This window comes from Curtobacterium sp. MCBD17_034, from assembly GCF_003234515.1.
Lineage (GTDB): Bacteria > Actinomycetota > Actinomycetes > Actinomycetales > Microbacteriaceae > Curtobacterium.
On record NZ_QKTN01000002.1, the window covers coordinates 133,701 to 154,030 of the forward strand.

The following is a 20,330-nucleotide window of genomic DNA, read 5'->3' on the forward strand; positions in this document are numbered from 1 at the left end:
GTTCAACCGGAAGGTACCGGTTCGTCCGCCGTTGACGACGTCGGTGCGAATGGGCCGGCCGTACGCCGGGTTCTGTCCCGCCGCTCGCGCGGCGGTGACGGCCATCTATCTCGGACCGACGTCGCCGTCGGCCTCCAGCGGTCCACCCGAGGACTCAGCGAGCAGCTTCGTCGTCCTCTGTCTGACCTTGCTCCGGGCGAGGTTTACCGAGCAGATCCGGTCACCCGGATCCCTGGTGGTCTCTTACACCACCGTTTCACCCTCACCGCCGGGTCGCCCCGACGGCGGTCTGTTCTCTGTGGCACTGTCTCGCGGGTTGCCCCGGGTGGGTGTTGCCCACCGCCCTGCTCTGTGGAGCCCGGACGTTCCTCGGCACCCCGAGGGGTGACGCGACCGTCTCACCGACCCATTCGCGCGTCCACCTTACCGGCCCGATCGCCGAGATCGCAGTCGTCGCCGCTCGGACGGCCCTCAGCACGGCCACCGCGGCGATCGCACCGGGCGGTCAGAGCCCGGACTCGGCCGTCCGCACGAGGATCGCGTCACTGTCCGGGCAGAGCAGGACCTCGTCCGGCGCGGCCGCGCGGACGGTCTGGAGGTCCGAGGCCGTGAGCGACACACCGGACGCGGTCGAGACCCCACCCTGGAGCAGACTCGCGCCGAAGCCGTACCGCGCCCGCTGCCGCTCGTACAGCGCGAGGAGGTCCGCGGGGACGCGCGCGGCGACGGTCTCGCGGTTCGCCCGCACGTGACCGAGGTCTTGCTCGAGCGAGGCCACCTGGGCCTCCCGCTCGTGGAGCAGCCGGTCGTGCTCGCCGTCGATCTCGGCGAGCTGCGCCTGGACGTCGCCGAGGCGGGCCTGCGCGACCTCGAGCCGTTCCATGACCTCGAGCTCCGTGGTCTCGAGGTCGTTGATGCGCCGGGTGAGGCTGGCGAGTTCGCTCTCGAGCCCGGCGGCGTCCTTCGCGTTCTTCGCCGCCTGGAGCAAGGTGGTGTCGCGGTCGATGCGGGCCTGCGCCGTCGCGGTGTCGGACTCGAGGCGTGCGAGCTCGCGCTCGGCGTCCTCCACGCTGCCGGTCGCCGCGGCGAGGTCGCTGCGGAGCACCGCCGCCCGCCGCCCGAGCTCCGCGAGGTGCTCCCCCTTGCGGAGTCCGGTGATGCGGTGGCCGATACGGGTCACGTCGTTGTCGATGCGCTGGAGATCGAGGAGGAGGAGTTGTGCCTCCGGGGCTGCCTTCACGCGGCGGCTCCTTCCGGGTCGGTCGGCTGGGGCCCCTCGTCGGTCCCGTCGGCATGCGGGGCGGACGACGGGAGGACGGCGAAGTCCCAGGGGTCGGTTCGGATGTCGCTCACGGTCACCCGGACGCCCGTGGCGTCGGCGAGCTGCGCGGCGGCGACGTCGAGCCAGAGCCACTCCGTGGCCCAGTGCGACGTGTCGACGAGTGCCGGACCGTCCGACAGCATCGCGCGCTCCCGGAACTCCGACGCGGGATGGTGCCGGAGGTCGCTCGTGACGTAGACGTCGGCGGCGAGGACCTCGGGAGCACCGAGCAGGGAGTCGCCGGCACCCGCGCAGAGTGCGACGGTCCGGACCGGGCGGTCGTGCTCGCCCGACACGCGGACACCCGACGCCGTCGCGGGCAGGACGTCGACGAGGTGCCGCGCGAGCGCCCCGAGCGTCATCGGGGCGGCGAGGACGCCCACCCGGCCGATCCCGGTCCCCGGTCGGGTGCCCGGTTCGATCGGGCGCTGCTCGACGAGGCCGAGGCGGTCGGCGAGCACCGCGGAGGTCCCGGTCGTCACGACGTCGGCGTTCGTGTGCGCGGCGAGGAGCGCGCAGCCGCCGCGCACGAGGGTGGCGAGGACGGACCCCTTGTACGTGGTCTCGGCGATCGTGGTCACACCACGCAGGAGCAACGGGTGGTGCGCGACGAGCAGATCGGCGCCGAGCGCGACGGCCTCTCGCGCGACCTCGGGAACGGCGTCGACGGTGAGGTGCACGTGACGGACCTCGGCATCGGGATCCCCCGACACGAGGCCGACGGCGTCCCACGACTCGGCGCCGTCGGCGGGCCAGAGGGCCTCGGCGGCGGCGAGGACGGCGCGGAGGGTCGGCATCGGCCCAGTCTACCGAGGGCCGTCGGCCCCGAGCGGCACGTCAGCCCCGAGCGGCAGGACAGCCCCCCGCGGCAGGACAGCCCCCAGCGGCACGTCAGGCGCGGCGGAGGACCCGCAGCACGCGGGCGACGACGCGTGCCCACCAGCTCGGCGTGGTCGCCGCGACGTCGGACGGCACGGGCTCCCCCGGTGCCGCCACGTCGGAACGGTGCTCGTCGGTGTCGATGCCCGCGAGCGGCTCGGCCGATGCCTCGACCGCGGCGACGGACCCGGACCGGACCGGACCGAGCGGGAACGCGGTCGCCGCACCGGCGTCGGCACCCGTGTGGGCGCGCAACGCGGCGACGAAGGCCTCGTGGTCGATCGCGCTCGGGCCCGTGGCGGGCGGCACGAGCGGCGTCGGACGCGTCACCGCGGCCACCGGAGCGACCGGCGCGCTGGCGGACTCGACGTCGACGTCCTCGCGGTCGAGGGCGTCGGCGAGGACGGACTGCAGGGCGGGGAGTGCGTCGCCCCGGGCCGGCGTGGTGGTGGCCCGGGTCGAGACGGCGGTGCGGGCTGGTCGGGCGACCACGGCGGCGGCGAGGAGGTCCGCGAAGACCTCGGTGGCCCAGGCCCGGGCGGCGGCGACCTCGGGGTCGGAGGACCGGGCGATCCGGGCCTCCCATGCGGCGAAGCGCGCGCGGTCCTCGTCGCGGCGGCGCAGTTCTTCCTCGAGCAGGGAGATGCGCTCCACGGTGCTCCGGCCGGTCGCGGTCGCGAGCTCGACGGCGAGGTCCCCGATCCGGAGCGAGATCCGGGCCGGGGGCTCGGGGAACGTCGGGGCGCAGGCGGAGGCGTGCCGTCCGCGATCACGGCGGAAGGCGGCGGGCGCGGGGTCCACGAGCGTGGCGGGTGCCGGGTCGTCCAGCGGAGCGACGTCGAGTGCCCGCACGGGCTCGGCGACGACGGCCGCAGCGGCGACGGGTTCGGCCGCCGTCTCCGGACCGCCCGCGTCCGTGCCGCCCGCGTCCGGAGCGGCCGCCGTGTCGGTCTCGGTGGGGAGTGCGACAGGCCCGGTCACCGGCGGCACGACGAGGTCCGGGACGTACGGGGCGTGGACCGCCGGCACGTCCCGGAGCCACGCCTCGACCTCGCGGCCGAACGGGTCGACGAGGGCGGGACGTGCTCCGGACTGGGTCTCCATGGCCGAATCGTAGGCAGGAGGAGCGGAGGAACCCGGATGATCGGCGGTGTGTCGCGTTCCGAGCGGGGCCGCGGTGTCGTCCGGAGACGTCACGCGCCGGCGCCACCGCTGCCCGCGGCCACGGCTCCGAGCAATGCAGCGCCGTCCGGGGAGCCGAGCCCGGTGCAGGCGTCCCACCCGGGAGCCGCCGCGAAGGCGCCGTTCGACCCCGACGTGACGTCGCGGAAGGTCGACGCCGCGCTGTACAGCACCGGCTGCGCGAGCCCGAGCGGCCGCCCGGTCGACTGGACGATCCGGGCGATCAGCGCGGCCCACAGCGGAGCGACCGCGCTCGTGCCGCCGATGACGGTGCGGTTGCCGTCGACGAGGACCTCGTACCCGGTCTGGGGATCGGCGACCGCGGCGACGTCGGGGACGCCTCGGCCGCCCGACGACTCGGCGGTGCCCGGCACGCCGACGCCCTGCTGCCAGGCCGGCAGCGGGAACGCATCGCTGACCCCACCGCCCGTGGCGCCACCGCTCGCGCCGTCGTTCCACACGGTCTCGAAGGTGATCGTCGTGCCCGAGGCCTCGAGCCGGGTCCCGCCACAGGCGAGGACGTGCGGGCTCGACGCCGGGAAGTCCACGTGCTGCCCGCCGTCCGACTGCCCGTCGGTGCTGCCGTTGTCGCCCGCGGCCGCGGTCACGGTGACCCCGAGGGACACCGCGTCGACCACGGCGTCGTCGAGCGCGGAGCGGGCCTGGGCGGTCCAGGCGTCCTCGCTCTGTCCCCAGCTGATGCTCATGGCCGTCGGGGTCGGAGTCGCGTGCGCCGCGGCGGCCACGGCGTCGACGAAGCCGGCGTCGGTGTTCGGGGCGAAGTACACGACGATCGCCGCTCCGGGAGCCAGCGCCCCCACCACCTCGACGTCGAGCATGACCTCGCCGTCCGCGCCGTTCGGATCCCCACCCGGGACGTTCTCGGCGCCGTCGACACCCACGGCGGTCACCGACGGGGAGCCCACGCCGAGACCGGAGAAGTAGGTGTCGAGGTCGGACTGCACGTACCCCCCGCCGAGTTCGATGATCGCCACCGTCTGGCCGGAGCCGTCGGTGTCGGGCGGGAACGCGTACGCGGTGCCGAGCTCGACGGGCGAGTAGCTGGTCGCGCGGGCGGCGGCGGGCACGGAACGGAACTGCGTCCGCGCCTGCGGGCGGTCGTCGAGGCCGAGCACCGCCACGACGACGCCGTCGAGTGCCGCGGGGACGCTCAGGCCCCCCGACCGGTGCCGGTGCTGGGCACTGCCACCGCCGGGCGCGTCGCTCGTGACGGTCTCGAGGTCCGTGCCGAACGCCCGGCCCATCGCCGCGGTCGTCCCCTCGACGCGCACGTGACGCGTGGCGGGGTCGGCGCTGAGGACGGTCAGGTCGAGGGCCTCCAGCGTGGTGCGGACGAGGTCGAGGTCGGCCTCGGTCGCCCCGTGCGCACTGACGAACGCGGCGCGGTCCATCGGGACGGCGGTTCCGTCGAGCGGCGCGACGGGGTTCGCGCGCCGCACCACCACGGTCGCCTGGACCGGGGAGTCGGGCGGGAGGGCCGCCGCGGCGCGGACGCCGGGGGCGGACGGACGCTCGCTGCCGGCGAGCGGAACGAGCTGCGGGTCCTTCGAGCTGTCGGTCATGGCACCGGTCTACTCCGCACCCATGACGTCGCCCGTGTCCCGGACGGCGCATGCACGCCGAGGACCGCTCAGCGGCGACCCGCTCCGGCGTGGCGCCCATCCGCCGGCGTGCCCGTTCTGGGGGTGGGAAGCGGGAGCCGCGACACCTATCGTCGTCACGATCACTCTCGTGGACGCGGACCGGAGGCACCCCCCCCATGACCAGCGTGCGTCGGTTCATCCACCGGTACTCGGTGACACCGTTCCTCAAGCAGGCACCGATCGCGGTGCTGGTCGCCCTGGCGGCGGTGCTCTCGGTCGCCGTCCCGCAGCTCGCCGTGTCGGACCACACCGGACTCGCGGTGAGCCTGGTGCTCACCGCGATCGCCACGCTCTGGGCGAGCGTGGTGACCGCGCGCAGCGAGCGGCTCGGTGCCCTCGCGCTCCTCGTGCCCGCGGTCGACTTCGTGGCGCTCGGCGTCCTCCGATGGGCGACGGGCTCGTCGGCGTCGATCTTCACCGCCCTCGTGGTCCTGCCCGTCGTGTGGTTCGCCGCCACCGACGGCCGACGGCACGTCCTCTACGCGATGCTCGGCACCGCGGTCGTGATCCTCACGCCGTTCGTCTTCGGGATCAGCGGCAGCGGCCGGGTCACCGAGCTCATCCGCCTCGTCGTCGTGCTCGTCGTCTACACGACCGTGGCGCTCGTCGTCAACGAGTTCGCCCGGCAGCACGCGACGCAGCTGCGCCTCGCCGCTGAGCGCGAGGCAGCCGTCACGGACGAGATCGACCGCGCCGCCGCGGTGCAACGCTCGCTCCTCCCCCAGCCCCTCTGCTCGCTGCCCGGCTACTCCGTCGCGGGGACCTGTCTGCCCTCGGCCACGGTCGGCGGCGACTTCTTCGACTGGTACCGCACGGACGAGGGCATCGCGATCACCCTGGGCGACGTCATGGGCAAGGGCGTCGGCGCCGGGCTCATCGCCGCGGCCGTGCGGGCTGTGGTCCGCAGCTCCCGGCGTGATCCCGACCCCGCGGCCGCGATCGTGCGTGCCTCGGAAGGGCTCTCGACCGACGTCGCGGACCGAGGCGAGTCGACGGCCTTCACGACGCTCTTCCACGCCCGGTTCAGCGGGGACGTCCTCCGCTGGGCGGACGCCGGACACGGCCTGTCGATCGTCGTCCGCGAGGACGGGACCCACGAGCGCCTGACCACCGCGCACCTGCCGATCGGTCTCGGGATCGACGACGCCTGGCAGACGATGGAGATCGCCATCGCGCCCGGGGACGTCCTCGTCACCTTCAGCGACGGCGTGCTCGACCTGTTCGGCGGTGGACTCGACACGATCGACCAGGTCGCCGCGATCGCCCGCCGGGATCCGCGGCCGGGCGCCGTGGTCGAGGCCCTCGTCGCGATGGCCCGCACCGCGGGGCACGACGACGACGTCACGGTCGTGGCGCTCCGGCGTGAACCCGTCGCGACCGCCGCGGCCGCCGTGCCGACCAGCGCGATCACCGTCGGCGTCTGATCCCGCCCGGGAGGGACGCCTCCACGGAGACGACGGGAGGCACGGGGACCGCGATCCCCCGTGCCTCCCGTCCGCCGTCGGGACGACGGGATCAACCCGTGTTCTGCAGACCGGCGGCCACGCCGTTCACGGTGAGGAGCAGCAGTCGGTGGTCGGCGTCCTGCGGGTCGCCGTCGCTCGCGGTCCGGATGCCACGGAGCGCCCGGAGTTGCAGGAGCGACAGGGCGTCGACGTACGGGCTCCGCAGGCGGACGGCGCGGCTCAGGACGGGCCGGTCCTCGAGGACGTCCGACGAGCCGCTCGTCCGGAGCACCCAGGCGCGCGTCAGAGCCATCTCGTCGAGGACCATGCGGGCGAGGTCCGGACGGTCGCCGAGCGCGAGGTACCGGTTCGCGATCGCCTCGTCGGTCTTCGCCAGGGACATCTCGACGTTCTTGATCATCGCCGAGAACAGCGGCCAGGACCGGTAGGCGTCCTGCAGCAGCTCGACGTCGCCGACCGCGGCCAGCGCCGACCCGAGGCCGTACCAGCCGGCCAGGTTGATGCGCGCCTGGGTCCACGAGAACACCCACGGGATGGCGCGGAGGTCCTCGAGGGACTCGACCGACAAGCCGCGACGGGCCGGCCGGGATCCGAGCGCGAGGAGCCCGATCTCCTCCATCGGCGTGACGGTGGCGAACCACGGCGCGAACCCGTCCGCCTTGACGAGGTCGAAGAAGGCCGCGCGCGATGCGCGGTCCATCGTGGCGGCGACGTCCGCGAAGCGATCGGCGGCCGCGGCGGTCACGGACTCGTTCGAGGGCGCGGACGCCTGCAGGGTCGCAGCGGCCATCTGCTCGAGGTGCCGCGCGCCGATCGTCTTGTCGCCGTACTGGGCGAAGATGACCTCACCCTGCTCGGTGATCTTGAGTCGGCCGTCGACCGAGCCCGGCGGCTGCGCGAGCACGGCCTCGTTCGCCGGACCGCCGCCGCGGCCGAGCGCACCGCCCCGGCCGTGGAACAGCGTCAGCTCGATGTCGTGGTCGGCAGCCCACGCGGCGATCCGGGCCTGGGCGTCGTACAGCGCGAACGTCGCCGACACCGGACCAACGTCCTTCGACGAGTCGGAGTACCCGAGCATCACCTCGAGCCGGCGCCCGGTCGCGGCGAGTCGGCGTTCGACCGCGGGCAGGCGGACGGCCTCGTCGAGGATCCGCGTGCTCGCGTCGAGGTCGGCGAAGGTCTCGAAGAGCGGGACGACGTCGAGCACCGGCGCGGCCTCGGCGGACCCGAGTGCGGCCTCGGCGAGCTCGAACACCGTGGCGATGTCCTGGGACGACTGCGTGAACGAGATGACGTACCGGCACGCGGCGCGCACGCCGTACCGCGCCTGCAGGGACGCGATCGCCCGGAACACCGCGAGCACCTCGTCCGTCATCGGGCTGTGCTCGACGCCGGCGCGGACCTCGGCGAGGGCGGTTCGATGCACCTGCGAGTGCTGCCGGACCTCGAGCTCCGCGAGGTGGAAGCCGAAGGTCTCCACCTGCCAGATCAGGTTCTGGAGCTCGCCGTGGGCCGCGCGCTCGGCGCCGGCGGCGGCGAGCGAGCCCTGGACGGTCCGGAGGTCGGCGAGCAGGTCCTCGGGCGAGGCGTACGCGAGCGGGACGTTCTCGCGCCGGGTCGCGTCGATGCGGGCCGCGACGAACAGGAGCACGCGGCGGTGGACCTCCTGCGGCGCGCGGACCGCGATGCGGGCGGCGACCTCGGCGTCGAGCGCCTGCTGGGCGTCGTCGAGCGCGGTGAGGTCGGCCGTGGGCGGGGTGCCGCCGTCGTCGAGGGTCAGCGCGTCGGCGATCCGGGTCGCGGCGCGGGTCAGCCCGAGCAGCACGTGCTCGGACTGGATCCGGGCCGCCTCGAGCGTGACCTCGGCGGTGACGTGGGGGTTGCCGTCGCGGTCGCCGCCGATCCAGCTGCCGAGGCGGATGAACGCCGGGGCGGCCACCGGACGGCGCCCGGCGTCGTCGCCGAGGAGGCGGTCGTCGAGCAGCCGGTACACCGCCGGCACGATCTCGAACAGCGTCTGGTCGAAGACGCTCATCGCCGTGCGGACCTCGTCGAGCGGGGTGGGACGCGTGGTCCGGAGGGGCGAGGTACGCCAGAGCGTCTCGACCTCCTCGAGCAGGCGGCGGGCGTTCTCGGCACCGTCGACGGCGTTCCGGACGGCGTCCCGTGCGTCGAGCAGGTCGCTGATCCGGCGGATCGTCGTGGCCACGGCTCGGCGTCGGGCCTCGGTCGGGTGCGCCGTGAGCACCGGGTGGAACCGGAGGGCCGCCAGGCGGGCGGCGGCCTCGTCCTCGCCGAGTGCGTCACGCAGTCCGGCGAGGGTCGCCGCGATCGAGTCCCCCGGCGTGCCCCCCACGTCACCACGGCGTCGGAGGACGCGGACGCGGTGGTGCTCCTCGGCGAGGTTGCTGAGGTGGAAGTAACACGTGAAGGCCCGGGCGACCTGCTCCGCGCGGTCCTGGTCGAAGCCCTCGACGATCTCCTGCGCCCGGTCGATGGCCCGGTCGTCCGTGCCCTCGTACGCGTCGATCACGGCGGCGCGCAGGGCCTCCACGTCGGCGAACAGGGCTTCGCCGCCGGTCTCGCGGAGCACCCGCCCGAGCAGGTTCCCGAGGAAGCTGACGTCGCCGCGCAGGTCGTCGTCGACCTCGCCCCGGACGTCGTCGCGTGGCCGGTCGTGGCGGGCCGTGCCGTCGATCGTGGTCATCGTCGTTCCTCCGAGGGGTGGGCGGGGTGCACACACGTGAGTACCACATCGTGCTCGCCGGGCGCGATTCGCGTGACGCCGGGAGGCCCGGGTCGGCCCGGCGGGAGCGTCCGAGCGGAGACCGTCGAACGCGTCACGGTCGCGCGGCGGCGCGGGGTGCGCCCGACGAGCCGCGGACCACGAGGGAGGGCCGGATCGCCCGCGCTGTCGGGGGCGGGGCACCCGCCATCGTCGCGCGCAGGACCTCGAACGCGGCGCGGCCCAGCCCGGCGAAGTCCATCCGGACGGTGGTGAGCCCGGGCGTCCACACCTCGGCGAGGGGCATATCGTCGAACCCGACCACGCTGACGTCGCCGGGGACGGCGCGGCCCTGGTCCGCCATCGCCCGGAGCACGCCCATCGCGACCTCGTCGTTGAAGCAGAACACGGCGGTCGCGTCGTCCGGGAGCTGCTCGATCGCGGCGGCCCGGGCGCTCATCGGGGCCCAGTCCGTGGCGACCACGGGCGGCACCGGCGCGTCGCGGGCGGCGAGCTCGGCCAGGTACCCGTACGTCCGGCCGTGCCCGATGTCGTTCGGGTAGTCGACGGCGAGATGGTGGACCGTGCGGTGACCGAGCGCGAGCAGGTGCTCGGTCGCCAGTCGCGCACCGAGTTCGTCGTCGAGCCATGCGTAGGGCAGGCCCGACCGGTTCGTGCCGACCATCGCCGCGGTGGCGGTCGGCATGGTCGCGGGGATCCGCGCCAGTGCCGCCGTCACGAACTCGTCGAACTCGATGCCGATGATCCCGGACAACGGCTGGGACAGCACGAGCTCGACCGCGGACCGGACCTGGTCGGGGTCCCCGTTCTCGACGACCGTGATCGTGACGAGGAAGTCGCCCTCACGCGCGGCCTCCTCGATGCCCCGGAGCACCGAGGCGAACCCGTACCGGGTCGTGTTCCCGGTGATGACGCCGATCATCTTCTGGCGACCCGACTTGAGCGCGCGGGCCGCCTCGTTCGGCCGGTAGCCCAGTCGGACGATGGCGTCCTGCACGGCGGTCCGACGCCGCTCGCTCACGACCCCCGGGTCGTTGAGGACGCGGGAGACGGTCGCGACCGAGACGCCGGCCATCCGGGCGACGTCCGCGATACCCGGCGCGCGGGGCGGACGCTCGACCATCGGACGATGCTATCCCCACATCACGCGCCGGTCACTTGATGCCGGACTCCGCGATGCCCTGCACGAACTGCCGCTGGAAGACGAAGAACACGATCATCACGGGGATCATCGAGATGAGCGTGATCGCCATGATCTCGTCCCACGGGTGCGAGTAGGACCCGTTCAGCGAGGACAAGCCCACGGAGATCGTGTAGCTCTCCGGCTTCTGCAGGGCGACGAGCGGCCAGACGAAGTCGTTCCACCGCCACACGAACGTCAGGATCGTCAGGACCGCGACGAGCGGGCCGCACGCCGGCAGCACGACGGTCCGGAAGGTGCGGAACTCCCCCGCGCCGTCGACCCGAGCCGCTTCGATGAGCTCGGTCGGGATCGCCTGGATGTACTGCCGGGCCATGAAGATCGAGACGGCCTGTGCCGCCGAGGGCAGGATCACGGCCCACGGGGTGCCCACGAGTCCGAGCTTCGAGATGATGACGAACTCGGGCACCATGACCACCTGGATCGGCACCATGATCGTCACGAGCATCGCGCCGAACAGCAGGTTCCGTCCGCGGAACGAGAACTTCGCGAACGCGTACCCGGCGAGCACGCTGATGAACACCGAGATGACGACCCCGGCGACCGCGATGACCACCGAGTTGACCAGCCACGTCAGCACCGGCTGGTCCGCGAACGCCTTGGCGAACACCCCGAGGTCGACCCGATGCGGCCACAGCGAGAACCCCGACGTCTGGGCGAGGCCGCCCGGGCTGATCGCGGTGACGAACACCCAGTAGACCGGGAACACCATGACGAGTCCCCCGAGGACCATCGCCGCCCAGATGACCCACCGCGCGGGGGTCATCCGGTCCTGGATCGGTACGCGGCGGTCGGGACGGGTGCGCACGACGCGTGCCGTGCCTCCCGGACGACCGGCCGTGGAGCGTCCGACGGCACGGGCGGGAACGGCGGTGGAGCTGCCGACCCGCTCGACGGGACGCGATGTCGAGGTGCTCATGCCTGGTCCTCCTCGGTGCGGCGCGCGAGGACGTTCCGCACCAGTGTCAGCAGGAGCAGCGTCAGCACGAGGAGCACGCCGACGGCGGACGCGTACCCCATCGTCCCCTGCGTGAACGCGGCCCGGAAGATGTACTGCACGAGCACGGTCGTCGAGAACCCGGGACCACCGCCGGTGAGCACGTAGATGACGTCGAACGCCTGGATCGAGAAGACCACGTTGAGCACGACGAGGATGTAGGTCGTCGGTCGCAGCAGCGGCCAGACGATGTTCGAGAAGCGCTTGCCGCTGCCGGCACCGTCGACGCTCGCCGCCTCGAGCACGCTCGGGTTGATGTTCTGCAACGCCGCCAGGTAGGTCACCATGCAGAACCCGATCCGTCCCCAGACCACCGTGAGGATGACCGTGGCCATGGCCCAGTGCGGCGACGACAACCAGGTGATCCGCGGGAGCCCGAGCGCCTGGAGCGCGGCGTTCGCGATCCCGTTGTCGGCGTTGAAGATCCACGCCATGACGAGCGACACGGCCACGCCGGACACGACCATCGGCAGGAAGTACAGGCTGCGGATGACGCCGCGGCCGGGGAGCCTGCGGTTGAGGAGCACGGCGAGCAGCAGCCCGATCGCTGCCGACGTCGGCACCGTGCCGAGCGTGAACACGACGGTGTTCCACACGCTCGTCCAGAACACCGGGTCGCTCGGGATGTCGGCGTAGTTCTTCCCACCGATCCAGCTCCCGCCGCCGAACGTCTGCACGTCCTGGAACGACAGCACGACGGACACGATGATCGGTCCGAACGCGAACACGACGAAGAGGAGCAGCGACGGGGCGACGAAGGTCCACGGCACGGCGACCGGGACGCGACGCCGCCCGCCCCGACGCGGCGGCCGCCCACCGGTGCGGGACGACGGCCGCACGTCGACCGACCCGACCACCCCGCGCGCGGCGACCTCGCTAGCCGACGACACGGCTGATCCCGTCCGAGATGTTCTTCGCCGTCTCCTTCGGGGTCTGCGTCCCGATGAAGCAGAGGTCGAGCTGGTCGGCGAGCACCTCGTTGATCTGGTTGAACTGCGGGCTCGTCTCGATCTTCGCCATGTTCGTCGGGATCGTGGCGACCTGCTCCACGAACGTCTTCATCTGGTCGTTGTTGGACCTGAAGTGCAGCGAGTCGGCGTCGAGCGCGGTGCGGATCGGCAGGAACAGGTCGTTCTCGCAGAAGTACTCCATGTTCGCCTGGTTGCAGACGAACTTGATGAAGTCGGCGGCGACGTCGGGGTGCTTCGACGACTTCGAGACGCCGAGCAGGTTCCCGCCGAGGTCGGACGCGGCCTTCTTGCCCTTCGGCATGTACGTGACGTCCCACTTCGATTGATCGAGGCCCTTGCCGACGTCCCCCATGAGCCAGTCGCCGTAGAGCATGACGCCGACCTGACCGGTCGTGAAGCTGTTGAGCGTCGAGGCGTCGTTCGAGGCCTTGATCGTGTTCGACTTCGGGATGAGGCCGTCGTTGTACAGGCCCTGGAACCAGTCGAGCGCGGCGATGCCCTTCTTGGTGTTGATCATCGGCTTCTTCAGGTCGTTGTCGAGCAACCGGCCGCCCATCATGTAGAGGAACGGGAGCCAGCGGTAGGCCGTGTTCGGACCGCCGAAGCCGTAGACCATGCCGTACTTGCCGGTCTGCTTCTTGACCTTGACGAGCAGGTCGTGGAACTCGGACAGCGACCACGCCTGCCCGATGCTCGCCGGGGGCTGCTCGCCGATCGCCGCGAAGACGTCCTTGCGGTAGTAGGTCGCGAACGTGTCGGTGTGTTGCGGGATCGCGTGCGGCTTGCCGTCGAGCAGCGACGCCTGCCAGAAGCTCTTCTGGAACCCCTTGCCGTACCGCGCGGGGACCCACTTCGACAGGTCGATGAGGCCGCCGTTCTCGGCGTACCGGCCGAACGACTGCCACGTCACGCGGACGATGTCGGGCGCGCTCCCACCGCTGAGCTGTGTCGTGAACCACTGGTTGAAGTCGCCGCCGGGCGTCTTCTGGATCTTGATGTTCACCCCGGGGTGCGTCTTCTTGTACGCCGCGGCGAACTTCGCGTACGTGACGAGGTCCGCGGCGATGTCCCACGTCGACAGGACGAGGTCGGCCTTCACGTTCTTCGGGACGGCGGCCTCGGCGGCGCCGGACGGCACGCCGGCGGCGGCGAGGGGGGACAGCAGGGCCCCGCCCGCGATGGCCGCGCCCATGCCGACGAACCCACGGCGCGAGAGCCGTCCGTCGTCTCCGGGCTGGGCTTTCTGATCGTTCACGGACGCCTCCTCGAGTCCTGACGAGACCGCCGGCGGGCACGCCGACGGACCACCGGCGCCACCGCCGATGGAGCCCCGCGGACGGGGTGTCCGCCTGGGCCGGATGTGGGTCCCGGGCTGCTCGGCTCCGGAACGTGGGGACGATCATGTCCGGCGGCCGGGAAGCCGGTCAAGCGCGTTCGGTAACGGGATGATAACGAATGTAAACGTTACCAAAACCGTTGTCGCGGTGCTACGGTCGCCGCTGACCGACCCGTCCGACCGATGCGAGGAAGCACCGTGACGCACTTCTCCTGGGAACCCTCATCCCTCACCCTGACGTTCGCCGCCGACGAGGACGGGCCGGTCCGGCTCGTGTCACTGGCGGGTCCGGCCGCTCCGGCGCCGGGGATCCAGGACGACCTGCTGCCCACGCAGCCCCTCGTCGAGGTGCTCGCGCCCCGGTACGGGCGGCGGAACAACAGCTACCGGTTCGACGGCACCGAACTCGGTGCGGGCCTCCGGTACGTCACGCACGTCGCGACGACCGAGCCCGCGACCGACGGACGGCCCGGGCGCGAGTGCCTCGAGATCCGCCAGGAGCACCCCGACGGGCTCGTCGTGACCTCGCGGTTCGAGCTCGTCGGCGGAGCGCCCGCCGTCCGCACCGCGACGACCGTGTCGCTCCGTGACGGCGCGGCTCCCCTCACGCTCTGGGCGGTCACGAGTCTCGCCACCGGGGCCGTGGTCTCCGAGGACATCGACGACCTCGACATCTGGTCGGCGCGCACCGGGTGGTCCGCCGAGAACCGGTGGGCGCCCACCCCGCTCCGCGCGCCCGGTCTGCCGTCCATCGACCCCGAGGCGCGCGGCGAGACGAGCCGGAACCGCATCGCCGCCACGAGCACCTCGACGTGGTCGTCCGGCCTGTACAACCCCGCGGGTGCCGCCGTCGCCCGGAGCACCGGCCGAACGCTCGCGTGGCAGATCGAGCACAACGGCGCCTGGCACTGGGAGGTCGGCGAGGACCCCGACTGGAACCGGGGCGCGGTGCCGATCGAGGACCGGGTCCGCGCGCCGGAGCCGTACGGACCACCGAAGGGCGACCGCTCCCACGACGGTGCCTACGTCGCACTGCTCGGTCCCGAGGACGCCGACCACCAGTGGTCGCTCACCCTGACGCCCGACGTGACGTTCACGACCGTGCCCGTCACCGTGACCGTCGCGGCGTCGTTCGAGGACGCCCTCGGGAACCTCGCCACACATCGACGCGCGGTCCGACGACCGCACCCCGTCGGTGACACGCTGCCCGTGGTGTTCAACGACTACATGAACACGCTCGAGGGCGACCCGACCACGGCGAAGCTCCTGCCGCTCGTCGACGCGGCAGCGCGGGCCGGTGCCGAGTACTTCTGCATCGACGCCGGCTGGTACGACGACTCCGCCGGATGGTGGGCGAGCGTCGGCGACTGGCGGCCGTCCACCCTGCGGTTCCCGGACGGCTTCGGCGCGGTCGTCGACCACATCCGGGACCGTGGCATGGTGCCCGGGGTCTGGCTCGAACCCGAGGTGGTCGGCGTCACGAGCACCGCGGCCGAGACGCTCCCCGACGAGGCGTTCCTCCGACGGCACGGCGATCGGATCCGCGAGCACCAGCGGTACTTCCTCGACATGCGCTCCCCGGCGGCACGCGCACACCTCGACGAGGCGGTCGACCGGCTCATCGCCGAGTTCGGCATCGGCTACTTCAAGTTCGACTACAACGTCACGCCCGGCGCCGGCACGGACGTCGGCGCCGAGTCCGCGGGCCAGGGCCTGCTCGAACACGACCGGGCGCTGCTGGCGTGGCTCGGCGACGTGCTCGACCGCCACCCGGACCTGGTCATCGAGAACTGCGGATCCGGGGCCATGCGCTCGGATCCCGCGATGCTCGGCACCCTGCAACTGCAGTCCACCTCGGACCAGCAGGACCCGCTCCTGTACCCGGCGATCGCCGTCGGGGCCCTCGCACACGTGCTGCCCGAGCAGGCGGGCAACTGGGCGTACCCGCAGCCGACGATGTCGGACGAGGAGATCGTGTTCGCGATGGGTGCCGGGCTCGCCGGTCGCCTGTACCTCGCGGGCGTGCTCAGCGGCATGGACGACGACCAGCTCGCCCTGGTCGGTGCCGCCGTGGAGGCCCACCAGGCCACCAAGCACACCCTCGCCCGCGCGGTCCCCCGGTTCCCGACCGGGCTGCCGACGTGGGACGACCAGTGGTTGTCGGTCGCGTTCGACGCCGGTGACGAGACGCTCCTGGTGGTGTGGCGCCTCCCGGCCGCGGCCGGCGACGTCGAGCTCGCCCTGCCGCACCTGGGTGGCAGCGTGCCGACCGTCGAGCAGGTCTACCCGCCCACCGGGGTCGGCGCGCCCTGGTCCGTCACGCCCACCACCACCGGGCTGACGATCGGCACCGAGGCGGGGAACGCGCAGGCGCGGATGTACCGGTTGACGGTCTGAGGAGGAACGGCCGCGGCGGCGCGCCGCCCCACCAGGAGCGGGCCGCCGCGCCCGGATCCCGCTGCGCCCGTCGGCCCTGGACGATGACCGTCTTCTCAGGGAGCCGTCCGGCGCACACCACGCCGCCGGCCCTACGCTGGGCGCGGGCGCCGACGGCCGGTCGCCGGAGGGGGAACACCGCATGTCCGAACTCGACCTCGACGCACCGCTGACCCCGCCGGAGCCCACCGGGCAGGAGCTCCAGCTCACGCCGCCGGCCGCCGTGCCCGAGGTGGAGCCGGACCAGGCCGTCGGCATGGTGGCCGTCCCCGCCGACAAGCGGTCGGAACTGCAGGACAAGGCCCGCGCCTTCGCCGATGCACTCGCCGCTGAGCAGCCCGGCAGCCCCGAGTTCACGAAACGGGTCGACGACCTCGTACGGATGGGCGAACAGGACATCCGGTCGGCGTCGCAGGTGTCGAGCCGCATGCTCGAGCGGCCCGCCACGTCGCTCGCCGCCGCGAAGGGCCAGGGCCCGGCGGGTGATCCGCAGGCGGCGGTGGCCCGGCCGCTGCAGGACCTCCGCGAGACCGTCACGGACCTCGACCCCGCGCGCGCCGAGTTGACCGGCGCCCGCCGCCTGCTCGGTCGGTTGCCGGGCGCGAACCGGATCGCCCGGTACTTCCACAAGTACGAGTCCGCGCAGCAGCAGCTCGACGCGATCATCACGGCGCTCGTGTCCGGTCAGGACTCGTTGCGCCGGGACAACGCCGCCATCGAGCAGGAGCGGGCGGAGCTGTGGGCCACGATGGGACGACTCGCGGAGTACGCGACGCTGGCGGCCGCCCTCGACGACGCGATCAGCGCGAAGGCCGAGGCGCTCCGGGCCTCGGACGGCCGCGCGGCGGACGCGCTGGTCGCCGACGCGCTGTTCCCCGTGCGGCAGCGGCGGCAGGACCTCGCGACGCAGATCGCCGTGTCCGTGCAGGGGTACCTGGCGCTCGACCTCATCCGCAAGAACAACCTCGAGCTCATCCGCGGCGTCGACCGCGCACGGACGACCACCGTCGCCGCGCTCCGCACGGCCATCGTCGTCGCGCAGGCGCTCGGGCAGCAGCGGCTCGTCCTCGAACAGGTCGCCGCGCTCAACTCGGCGACCGACGCGATGATCGGCCGGACGAGCGACCTGCTCCGGCAGCAGACCGCGGCCGTGCACGAGCAGGCGACGTCGTCCGGGGTCAGCGTCGAGACCCTCCAGCACGCGTTCGACCAGGTGTTCGCGACGATGGACGCGATCGACGCCTACCGAGCGGGTGCCGTGCAGTCCATGGCGACGACGGTGGACGCGCTGGGCGCGCAGGTCGAGCGTGCCCGCGGAGCGCTCGCTCGTTCCCACGCCGAGGACGCGAGCCGGACCGCCTGACGCGCGTGGCAGGCCGGGCGGCTAGGGCAGGTCGAGCCGGGAGGTCCGGAACCGGTCGTCGAGGAAGCGCCCGTTGACGAGGAGGGCGTCGGCGTCGCGTTCGACGGCCGCGTCGCGCATCTGGGTGGCCGCCTGCTCGAGCGCGGTGAGCTGCTGGACGAGCGCCTCGGCCGGGGTCCGGCCGTCGGACAGCCGGTGGTGCGCCGCCCACTCCGCCGGGAGCGCGAGGTACGCCCGCAGCGTCTCGGGCAGGTAGTCGGTCGCCGTCCGGGTGACCACGACCTCGGGTTCGCCGGTGCCGGTGACGCGCGGCAGGGCCTCCTGGAGGGCCGTGGCGATCCGGTCGACGATCGCGGCGGCCGGCTCGGGCACGCGTCCGGCGACGGCCGCGCGGAGCGGGAGCAGACCGCCGGCGACGTCCGACGGGTCGACGCGCACGACGTCGGCGGCCGGGGCGACACCGAGGGCTGCGAGCGCCCGTGCGGCCACGGCCGCGTCGCCGGCGGCGTCCGCGGCCACCGCGGCGACCTCGCCCGCGAACGCCTGGAGCCATGCGCCGAGCGGCATCGCCCGACGCGCGATGACGACGCCGCCCGAGACCTGCGCGGCCTCCCCCGTGAGTCGGTGCCGCTCGAGGCGCAACGTCATGCGCGCGTCGACGCCCTCGAGCCGGAGGGCGGTCACCGTCCCGGGACGCCCGGCGAGGCGATCGCCGAGCGACCGGTCGCGCTCGACCGAGAGCGCCGCGTCGGCCGCGGGGCCGAGCGCGCGCGCGGCGTTCACCGCGAGCGCCTCGACGAGCGCCTGCGGCTCGTCCGCGGACGGCAGGGGCACCGGGAGCGACACGGTCATCGGTCGGTGAGCGGCAGCACGAGCCCCGGCGTGGCGATGACGTGGTCCTCGCGCAGGGGCCGGACCGCGGTGCCGATCGCGAAGAACTCCGTCGTGTGGCCGCCCCACCGGTGCGGCAGCGACAGGAGCTGCACGCCGACGATGCCCTCCGCGTCGAGGTACTCGGCCTCGGTCTGCATCCGGCCCATCGCGAGCTCCCGCGCGTCGTAGAGGGCCTCGGTGTACTGCGGGATCTCGGTGTTCTGGCCGATCGTGCCGAGCGACGCCATCATGCCGCGGTGCGCGATGTGGTAGACACACGTGCCCATGACGAGGCCCTGGGGCGCGTACCCGGCCTGGATGAGGGTCCAGAAGTCCTGCCCGGACAGGTCCGACGTGAACGGCAGGCCCCGGGTGTTGCGCAACTTGCCCGTGGGCGGCGGGGCGTCCGCGACGACGGCGGTGCCGACCGCGACGAACTCGGCGAGGTCGTTGCCGTACTCCTTGAACTCGATCTCGAGCCGGACACCGACGATGCCGTCGGCACCGAGTCGGTCCGCCTCGGCCTCCATGCGCGTCATGGCGAGCTCCCGGGCGTGGTACATCGCCTGGCTGAGCTTGTCGAGCTCCATGTTCTTGCTCCAGCGTCCGGTCTGGATCCCGACGTGGTAGACGCTCGAGCCGAGGACGAGGCCGACCGGACGGAACCCGGCCTGCCGCACGAGCAGGAACTCGTTGACCGACAGGTCCGACGTGAACAGGCGGCGCCGTCCCTCGTCGAGGCGCGCGGTGGCGTCGGCGGGGAGCGGGACGCGGGACAGGTCGGGTCCGGTGGTGCTCATCGGCGGGTGGTTCCTCTCGTGGTGTCGCGGAGCGGGATCACGGTCGTGACGTCGCGCCGGGCGGCGGCGGTCGCGGAGTGGTCGCGGAACGCGTGCATGGGCCCCGGCGCGATGACGGTGCCGGTGAACGTCGCTTCGGCGTGGAGGTCGGCCTCCTCGCCGCACGGGGTGTCGAACTCACCGAGGCTGCTGCCGGTGATGACGATGTCCGAGCCGTTCAGCGGTGCGGCGCGACGGGTGAGCTGCACCCGGGCGTCGTGACGGGCGGCGTTCACGAGTTCGGTGAGGCCCTCGATCTCGACGTTGCCCGACCAGACGCTCCGCTGTGACTTGAGGAGCGGGTCCTCGTGCTTCGTGGCGATGGAGACGCCGAACGCCATCCCGCGTGGGACCCAGCCCGAGCGGATGAGGGCCGCGACCTCCTCGGCGGTCGACCCGGCCGCCCAGACGTCGCGTGCCGACCGCGCGTGCGGCGAGACCGAGGCGTCGAGCGTGCGCACGGCGGTGCCGGTCGCCGTGAACTCGTGGGTCGCGGTCTCCAGCCGCGTGCGCCGGATGCGGACACCGACGACACCGTCGGCGCCGAGGGCCGCAGCCTCGGCGATCATCCGGTCGAGCGCCCCGTGCCAGGCCTCCTGCACGGCGTGGACGTAGGAGCCGAAGCCGGCGTTCCGGCCGTCGCTCCCCGTGGTGAGGACGGGCGAGGTCCACGGGACGTACCCGCCGGGCTGGGACGCGAACGGACCCGAGGCGAAGGGTCCGGACCCGAAGCCGCCCGAGCCGAACGGTCCCGAGCGTCCGAGGGTCGCCGTGCCGGAACCGTTGGGGAAGGCCGAGTACCCGCCGCCGAACGGGATGTTCAGCCCCGACGACCAGATGCCACATCCGCCACCGGCGTAGGCGAGCTGCTCGACCACGCACCCGAAGACCTCGCCGACCGGCGCGAGGTCGACCGCGCGGATCGCGGCCGCGCCGGCGGCGGACAGCAACGACCCGGCCACGCCGCTCGACCGCTGGCGTTCGATGCGGTCGTGCGCTGCGGGCGGCAGCCCCCCGGCCCAGCCGTCCATGCGTTCCCCTCCGTCGGCCCGATTC

15 protein-coding genes and 1 other RNA gene are annotated in these 20,330 nt (G+C 73.1%); 3 read left to right on the forward strand and 13 right to left on the reverse strand.

What is annotated here, in order from left to right; translation table 11 throughout:
• Positions 1-45: 45 nt before the first annotated feature.
• The 5 genes from rnpB to DEI92_RS04430 form a co-directional block, all read right to left on the reverse strand.
• Positions 46-410: RNase P RNA component class A (gene rnpB, locus DEI92_RS04410), an RNA gene on the reverse strand.
• A 95-nt stretch (positions 411-505) separates the two neighbouring features.
• Positions 506-1,240, reverse strand: coding sequence for a zinc ribbon domain-containing protein (locus DEI92_RS04415; RefSeq protein WP_111008777.1), 735 nt, complete (start codon positions 1,238-1,240; stop codon positions 506-508).
• On the reverse strand, positions 1,237-2,118 hold the full coding sequence (locus DEI92_RS04420) for a Nif3-like dinuclear metal center hexameric protein (RefSeq protein ID WP_111012515.1): 882 nt from the start codon (positions 2,116-2,118) through the stop codon (positions 1,237-1,239). Before DEI92_RS04420 ends, DEI92_RS04415 begins: the two co-directional genes overlap by 4 nt.
• A 94-nt stretch (positions 2,119-2,212) precedes the next feature.
• The gene (locus tag DEI92_RS04425; protein ID WP_111012516.1) at positions 2,213-3,304 is read right to left on the reverse strand and encodes a hypothetical protein; all 1,092 of its coding nucleotides are present in this window, start codon (positions 3,302-3,304) and stop codon (positions 2,213-2,215) included.
• 89 nt (positions 3,305-3,393) lie between these two features.
• A complete protein-coding gene (locus DEI92_RS04430) occupies positions 3,394-4,965 on the reverse strand; it encodes a protease pro-enzyme activation domain-containing protein (protein WP_111012517.1) in 1,572 nt (523 codons plus the stop codon).
• Positions 4,966-5,162: 197 nt separating this feature from the next.
• Here DEI92_RS04430 and DEI92_RS04435 point away from each other — a divergent pair, with 197 nt between their 5' ends.
• Entirely contained in the window at positions 5,163-6,470 is a 1,308-nt protein-coding gene (locus DEI92_RS04435) for a PP2C family protein-serine/threonine phosphatase (protein WP_181434643.1), read from the forward strand.
• A gap of 91 nt (positions 6,471-6,561) precedes the next feature.
• Here the strand turns inward: DEI92_RS04435 and DEI92_RS04440 are convergent, their stop codons facing one another.
• The 5 genes from DEI92_RS04440 to DEI92_RS04460 form a co-directional block, all read right to left on the reverse strand.
• Positions 6,562-9,219 (reverse strand): phosphoenolpyruvate carboxylase, encoded by a 2,658-nt coding sequence (locus DEI92_RS04440; RefSeq protein ID WP_111012519.1) that lies wholly within the window; start codon positions 9,217-9,219, stop codon positions 6,562-6,564.
• Positions 9,220-9,352: 133 nt separating this feature from the next.
• On the reverse strand, positions 9,353-10,381 hold the full coding sequence (locus DEI92_RS04445; RefSeq protein WP_111012520.1) for a LacI family DNA-binding transcriptional regulator: 1,029 nt from the start codon (positions 10,379-10,381) through the stop codon (positions 9,353-9,355).
• A 31-nt stretch (positions 10,382-10,412) separates the two neighbouring features.
• The gene (locus tag DEI92_RS04450) at positions 10,413-11,378 is read right to left on the reverse strand and encodes a carbohydrate ABC transporter permease (RefSeq protein WP_258370060.1); all 966 of its coding nucleotides are present in this window, start codon (positions 11,376-11,378) and stop codon (positions 10,413-10,415) included.
• Positions 11,375-12,346 (reverse strand): carbohydrate ABC transporter permease, encoded by a 972-nt coding sequence (locus DEI92_RS04455; RefSeq protein ID WP_258370061.1) that lies wholly within the window; start codon positions 12,344-12,346, stop codon positions 11,375-11,377. Before DEI92_RS04455 ends, DEI92_RS04450 begins: the two co-directional genes overlap by 4 nt.
• Positions 12,333-13,682, reverse strand: coding sequence for a sugar ABC transporter substrate-binding protein (locus DEI92_RS04460; protein WP_111008770.1), 1,350 nt, complete (start codon positions 13,680-13,682; stop codon positions 12,333-12,335). The genes DEI92_RS04455 and DEI92_RS04460 overlap by 14 nt, the downstream gene beginning before the upstream one ends.
• Before the next feature lie 279 nt (positions 13,683-13,961).
• On the opposite strand from DEI92_RS04460, the gene DEI92_RS04465 reads away from it, so the two are divergent.
• The gene (locus DEI92_RS04465; protein WP_181434644.1) at positions 13,962-16,160 is read left to right on the forward strand and encodes a glycoside hydrolase family 36 protein; all 2,199 of its coding nucleotides are present in this window, start codon (positions 13,962-13,964) and stop codon (positions 16,158-16,160) included.
• A 181-nt stretch (positions 16,161-16,341) separates the two neighbouring features.
• Positions 16,342-17,562, forward strand: a complete 1,221-nt coding sequence (locus DEI92_RS04470; protein ID WP_111012522.1) for a toxic anion resistance protein — start codon at positions 16,342-16,344, stop codon at positions 17,560-17,562.
• A gap of 21 nt (positions 17,563-17,583) precedes the next feature.
• Here DEI92_RS04470 and DEI92_RS04475 read toward each other — a convergent pair whose 3' ends face one another.
• The 3 genes from DEI92_RS04475 to DEI92_RS04485 are packed head-to-tail and all read right to left on the reverse strand — an operon-like array spanning position 17,584 to position 20,305.
• A complete protein-coding gene (locus DEI92_RS04475) occupies positions 17,584-18,414 on the reverse strand; it encodes a hypothetical protein (RefSeq protein WP_111012523.1) in 831 nt (276 codons plus the stop codon).
• The gene (locus DEI92_RS04480; RefSeq protein WP_111012524.1) at positions 18,411-19,235 is read right to left on the reverse strand and encodes a heavy metal-binding domain-containing protein; all 825 of its coding nucleotides are present in this window, start codon (positions 19,233-19,235) and stop codon (positions 18,411-18,413) included. The genes DEI92_RS04475 and DEI92_RS04480 overlap by 4 nt, the downstream gene beginning before the upstream one ends.
• Complete coding sequence (locus tag DEI92_RS04485; protein WP_111012525.1) at positions 19,232-20,305, reverse strand: heavy metal-binding domain-containing protein; 1,074 nt, start codon at positions 20,303-20,305, stop codon at positions 19,232-19,234. The genes DEI92_RS04480 and DEI92_RS04485 overlap by 4 nt, the downstream gene beginning before the upstream one ends.
• Positions 20,306-20,330: the final 25 nt, after the last annotated feature.